The following is a 5,925-nucleotide window of genomic DNA, read 5'->3' as shown; positions in this document are numbered from 1 at the left end:
TTCCTGTACCACGCCCTGCACACCGACGGTGACAATGCTTTGGGCTTCCTGAGGCGTTGTGGCTGACGGGTTGGTAATCTGCAGCGCAACCGTGTACGATTTTCCTGGCCGTAAGGTGACCTCCCGGTCCAGTTGAAGTGTTGTGGCCGTTGCGGCCAGCAGCCGTCCGGAATAGCCCCACTGAGGCACATCGTGCGCCAGCAGAACTACGTCGTTAATCTGACAGGCAATCGCATCAATATCCGCGCTGTGCTCTACTGTCCGCTGCAGGTATTGATTGAGCCGCAGTCGGTATTTTGCTTCCCGGTATGCCTGCTCAACGCTGGTGACACCGTCAAGGGTAATCTGGGTGATGTTCGGCTCGGTCGTATTGTCATAGTCGTCGGCGTAAGCTGTGATCACTTCCTTCTGATAGGCTTTGTCTTTGTTGGCAAACGTCACTTCTATCGCGTTGGCCCGGTCCTTGAGTCCCACGAAGGTTTCTTGGAATTTATCGGTGAGAATATTGCCCACTGTAAATAGTTGGACCGGTTCGCCGGGAGCATCACAGACACACCCGTACCGGGTTCCCCGCATGATCACCTTGCCGCGGCCGACACCCTCCGGCTTTTGCAGCGAGGTCCACAGATCGGTCGCCGTATTGAAGATATAGTTAAAGGTCAGGTTCCGGCTATCACAAAATGCCGCCCAGCGGGCGAAATCCTGATAGACGGCCCGCGAAGCCGGCGTACCCTTGACAATAAACTCCAAATTGCCGGTATGGATGTTTTTGATCTGCCGGCAGCGGTGGATCATGTCGTAGGCAGCCCAGGCCGGATTGGTAGCCGACTTTTGTTCGTATTGACCGGAGTCGGCATTCCAGACCCACACCTTGTTTCTGGTTTGCAGCCAGGTTATGTTGGGCATGCCCCCACTCAGCTGGTTGGTGGCCAGGGCCTTGATGCCGATAAGCACCTTACCCGGACGGGCAAAGTCGTCATAGATAATGTTTGACATCTGGGTCCAGAACACGCGGGTCGAGTAGCGGTTATTGGTCCCGCTTTTGGCGCTGCACTTAACGCGCACCTCATATTGGGCAGCAGGGAGACTGTCCACACGGTAAGTGCGGAAGAACGAAGTATTCTTCGCTGCCGCAATTTGTAAGTTAATATCGGGAGTTACATTAATTGTAAATGTATCGCCATGCACAAATCTATTCTCGCCCCAGTACTCCATAATATTAAAGGCTATTAGCCCGTTATTGTACTTGTTATAAATTTTAGCATTTGGTTTCACTCCAGAGACAGACCCTGATACGATAAAATTCCCATGGTCACCATAAGTAATGGTCCATGTTTCTTTTGGCGCGACTGAGTTGACTGATATCATCTTTAAGTACCCGTTAGAGTTCTGAGTTACCGCCCACGACATTCCGTCAGTGAAATTACGCCAATTATCATCCCCAACCTTATTATACTGCGCTTGCAGGGTGACCGACGCGTTCCCCAAACCGCCGCTGTCCTTGGCGTAGTATAAGCCGTAAGGAAACTCCAGTGTGACTTCCAGGCCTTCCACTGCGTTCCCATCGGTTTGCTGGGTAATCCATTTGTTGTCGTTGTTAATTTCATAGGCTAACGCCTGATCAATATAGGTGTCGTTAAAATTGGCAATTGACGTCTGGTCATTGACACCTAACCGGGTTTCAACGTCGATGTCTTTATAGTAGGAAACGGGGTTGTCGTTGATCCGGATATCACTGATACTGTCGATCAACCCTTCCCCGCCGCACAGCAGGAGGTTGAGGTACTGATTGTCGCCATCGTTTGACACATGCTGAGCCAGTACCTGGCCGGACGTCCGCATGGTACCGTAGGTTACGGCCAGGGCATTGCCCTGGTCAGTCAGCGGCTGGGCATTGCTCCAGTTGTAGGACGGGTTGATTTCGTACCGGTCGGCCTTAGCCGCCGGGAACCAGTGATTGATGAGGGTGCCGCCGATCGCGCTAACAGCGCCAGCGGCCATGTGGGCCCAGAAATTAGCGGTGGATCCAAATATTTCTTTTGCGCCCCATTTGGTAGCCCAAGAATTTGACCAACCATTCACTGCGACACTCAATGCAATCATAGCGATAGCCCTAAACCAGGCCTTACCGCTCTTGCCGACAACCGGACAGACGGCGATCCAGTCCTCATCATTGACATGCTGTTCTTTTACATTGTCAACGACATTACCGCCAATGCTGACAACGAATTCATCCAGACCCATGATATAAGGCTGAACATACTCATAGGCTGTTTTACCGGCAATATACTCACAGCTATGAATTTCCTTATCGGTATGGTTGAAGGGGTTTCTCAATACAGTGATTGTAATCATTCTCTCACCTCCGGTACATAGAAGCCTTCGATACGTTTTGTCCAGGCAGGACTGTCGATGCGGTCGATGTTTACGCCAATTCCTTTGCGGGTGTGGATAAACCGGCCCTGACCGATATATACCCCCGTGTGGTCACAGTAGACGGTAAACCGGATTACGACAAGCGCCGGCACTGGGATTTCTTGTTCACACCGGCGCCAGCCTGCCCGCTGTTCTTCCACTTCGCTATGAATCCGGCTGGCATCTTCACACGATATTTTGTAGTCAGGCAGGTTGATCCCATACCGCCGGAAGACTTCCGTGGACAGTCCCCAGCAATCCAGCCCCATGGCAGGATTACGCCCGCCGTCGATAAAGGGCAGGCCAATTAAATCGTTAAGTTGTTTATTCATACTCCCCCAAATAAAAAATCGCCCTGCGGCGATTACGTTACCCAACCTTATCTATTTATTCCATTACAGTTCGGAGCTTACGCGTACAGCCCGCCTTCCGGTATGCTGGGCTCGCCCCCGTAGCGTACCGAATTGCCTCGGTCACGGCAGGACTGCAGCGTGCCGTCACAGGCCGACAAAGCGCCTAAGTACCCGTACTTGATTCCTTTATATTGATCCCGCCAGGCGCAAAAGCTCTTCAACACCCGCCGCCGAAATGGGAACCCGAGCTGGGTGGAGATGTCAGAGCCCGGATAAAAGGTAACCTATCGTTTTCCATTTCAGACTGCAGAGAGGGTCTTTGATTTTAGTGTAAAAGGGTATACCGGTTGTTAGATATTGGGATATTGGGCCATGTTTTTTACCGCCTTGTGTTGATGTGGATTTTACGTTCATATTCTTTACTTCCTGGCTACCACGAGGTTCAAGTGGTAAGGGTTTCTGCAGTCAGTTGGAACGATGTTTTTCAGTCGAAGCTATACATTTGAACTTTCGTCAAACTTACTTTTTGCATCAACCCAAACTTCTATGAGTTCCCGAAGTTCGTTTGTTTCAATTTCACATGCATTGTCGCTGTCCTCAACTGCCAATAAATCGATGACTTTGGTTTTATCTTTCCTTATTTCTAGACAACATACATTTCCGCTGATTTCTTGGTATCCTGATTCCCCGCTTAGTACTTTATCAATAGCCTCAAAGTACCATTTCTTGCTTCCACGGTCTATATCGGATAGTAGAAGTATTTCGACGACCGCTATCTCCGCAGGTAAATCTATGGCTAATGTTTTTCTGGAATGGGCCAAATCAACCTGCCGTAGTTTATAACTGTACTTCATGTTCCTATTCCTCCTAATTTTAATATATCGGGAATGCGGATATAATTTGACCCGTTTTATCCAAATACATTTCTATCTCCATGCCGGACTCTGTGACACCTCTAAAAGTGTTTCCCCTAATCAGACTCCTATTGGCGTATGCCTCATTGATACTGTTTACGACTTGTTGGGGAGTCCATTCTTTCGGGAAAAAAGATGAAGCACCTGCATTACCAGATTTGGACACTCCTCCGACGTCGACCTGAGCCTTATATACACCAAATGTATTTGGTTTCGATACTGTTTCTGGAATTACCTTCCCAACAGCTGTGGGCATTCCCTCATAATGAAATCCAACAGCCCTTCCACCTGCTGTTAGTTCGCCTTCTAGGATATGCTCTAGTGCGCCTGGTCTAAAGTTTCTAGTACTTCCGAGCTTACTTATTTCATAAACAACTGTACTCGTACCCTTAATGACTCCGTTTAGTCCTCGGGCAATTTTCATACCACCAGGAACTACAGAATTATTAGTTTCTTTCCACATGTTGATTGCTTCTTCTAACTTAAACTCATATAGCGGATCTTCTGGCGTAACTCTTTCAAGCTCAAGCATCCTTTTCGCCATGTGTTTATCTTGGCTCGCCGACCACAATTGCAAGCCTTTTATAGTATCACCAATTGAATCATAAAGTCTTTGTGCATTTACTCTATCCCGCTCATCTATTCTTTCGAGCTCTTCAGAAAGCGGAATTCCGTGCTTAGCCTTTACCCACATCCCATCAATAAATTCCAGCGTTATGTCGTTCTTTATCTCTTCATATGTTAAAATCGGCGGCTCATCAATATGCACTGGACTAGTAGGAGGACTCAAGTCTTCAGCTCTCACTTGAGATGAGAGCTCATTCCCATCAATTTTATTAACTAAGTCATTTCGCTTGTACCACTCATAATATTGCGGGACATCTTTGGGTAAAATAGGGCTTCCATCTACATCAGACGCCATAATTGTGTGACCAGCAGCATCTGTATATGTTCCATCTGGATTCTTAATTGGAACTCCATATATATTAGCCATCAATCCATCTTTATTGGGGTAAGTTTTTTCAGCACTAGAATAAACTTGATCTATTGGCAATCCAGTAAGAGTAAAACTCCCTGAGCTTTGCTGAACATAGACAGCTTGTTGGACATTGGAATTAACTTGCGGTACCAGTGGAGGCTCAGTTGGCCTAAGTTTTTGATCTTCTCCTAAATCACTAGGAGCATGACTAGAAAAAAATTCGCCAATATCAGCTATTCCATCTTCAACAAAATTAAAAAAGCTTTCCAATATCGTCATAATCATCACCACCATAAAACACATCGTTAACCATCGAATGCTTGCGAACTGGGGAGACCATAAAATCTAAAATTAGCTACTCTTCGAATTCATATCTCAAAAAAAGTCTAGTACCGGTTTAAATAAAAAATACAAGCATGTACACCCTTCGATGCATAAGCTTGCACTTCTTAATTCATTTTCCATTATAAGGCTCAGATTCTTTTAAAGACTCCCCTAGGATTTTTTTACTCAATAGTCGGATAATAATTATGCCTATACAACGGCATAAGAGGCATAACCATTCACCAAAGTCGCAACAATAGAACTGCCGCCGGCTCCGCTATCGTAAAATGCCTTAAAGGGCAGATTGATATAGATCCCTTTTTCGCTTTCAATACCTGGCGATGTTTGCTGGAAAATGACCTCTTCCATAAAAAACTGCAGGCTGTGGGTGCCGCTGGTGAACTTGAACTTCAATGAGGATTTCGTGTTATTAACCGCCTTATTCAGCAGCACCGTATCGGCGAAAAATGCCTTGATACTGCCGGACACCTGAAGGATACCCTCAGGCAAGTCGGTTCGGCAACCGTTGCCGCCAATGGTATGGGTATTGCCGTCCAGACCGAAATCAGCGTTCAGGCTTGCCTCGGTCACAATCGCCAGTTGCGCTCCGCCTTCCTCAATCGTTCCTTGAAAGTTACTGAATTTCAGGAGCGGGAGTGCGGTCAGGGGGGACGCAAAGGGTGTTGCGCCAACAGTACGTTTGGCACCAAGCAGATCAATATTGGCAGTTAAGTCTGTATCTCCGCCATAGGTAAAGGAGAATTTGTTGACTTTGCAGCCATTAAACTTTTCATAGGCCGGAATATCCGGATATTGCTGTTCCAGCACCAGCGAGGGCTGGCTCTTAGTTACTCTAAATACATGGGTGTAAGGATCACCGGAGCCGGTCGTGGCCGGATTGCCAAACATGGCCCTCAGCCAGAAACCAATACCGGTTTGA

At 47.4% G+C, this 5,925-nt stretch carries 6 protein-coding genes; all 6 read right to left on the bottom strand.

Annotated features, from left to right (window positions below; all coding sequences use genetic code 11):
- A partial coding sequence (locus VN379_RS07655; RefSeq protein ID WP_325532478.1) for a host specificity factor TipJ family phage tail protein occupies positions 1–2,355 on the bottom strand: 2,355 nt, incomplete at its 3' end.
- Positions 2,352–2,747, bottom strand: a complete 396-nt coding sequence (locus VN379_RS07650; protein ID WP_325532476.1) for a C40 family peptidase — start codon at positions 2,745–2,747, stop codon at positions 2,352–2,354. The genes VN379_RS07655 and VN379_RS07650, both read right to left, overlap by 4 nt.
- Positions 2,748–2,824: 77 nt before the next feature.
- Positions 2,825–2,989, bottom strand: a complete 165-nt coding sequence (locus tag VN379_RS07645; protein WP_325532474.1) for a phage BR0599 family protein — start codon at positions 2,987–2,989, stop codon at positions 2,825–2,827.
- A gap of 273 nt (positions 2,990–3,262) precedes the next feature.
- On the bottom strand, positions 3,263–3,622 hold the full coding sequence (locus VN379_RS07640) for a hypothetical protein (RefSeq protein WP_325532472.1): 360 nt from the start codon (positions 3,620–3,622) through the stop codon (positions 3,263–3,265).
- Positions 3,623–3,641: 19 nt separating this feature from the next.
- Complete coding sequence (locus tag VN379_RS07635) at positions 3,642–4,940, bottom strand: EndoU domain-containing protein (protein ID WP_325532470.1); 1,299 nt, start codon at positions 4,938–4,940, stop codon at positions 3,642–3,644.
- Positions 4,941–5,195: 255 nt separating this feature from the next.
- Positions 5,196–5,925, bottom strand: a 730-nt coding sequence (locus VN379_RS07630; RefSeq protein WP_325532468.1) for a phage tail tube protein, incomplete at its 5' end; no start/stop codon positions are given.

Source organism: Sporomusa sp., assembly GCF_035561255.1.
In the GTDB taxonomy this organism is placed as follows: domain Bacteria; phylum Bacillota; class Negativicutes; order Sporomusales; family Sporomusaceae; genus Sporomusa.
The sequence above is the reverse complement of the archived record's forward strand: the minus strand, read 5'-3'. Positions and strand labels throughout refer to the sequence as shown.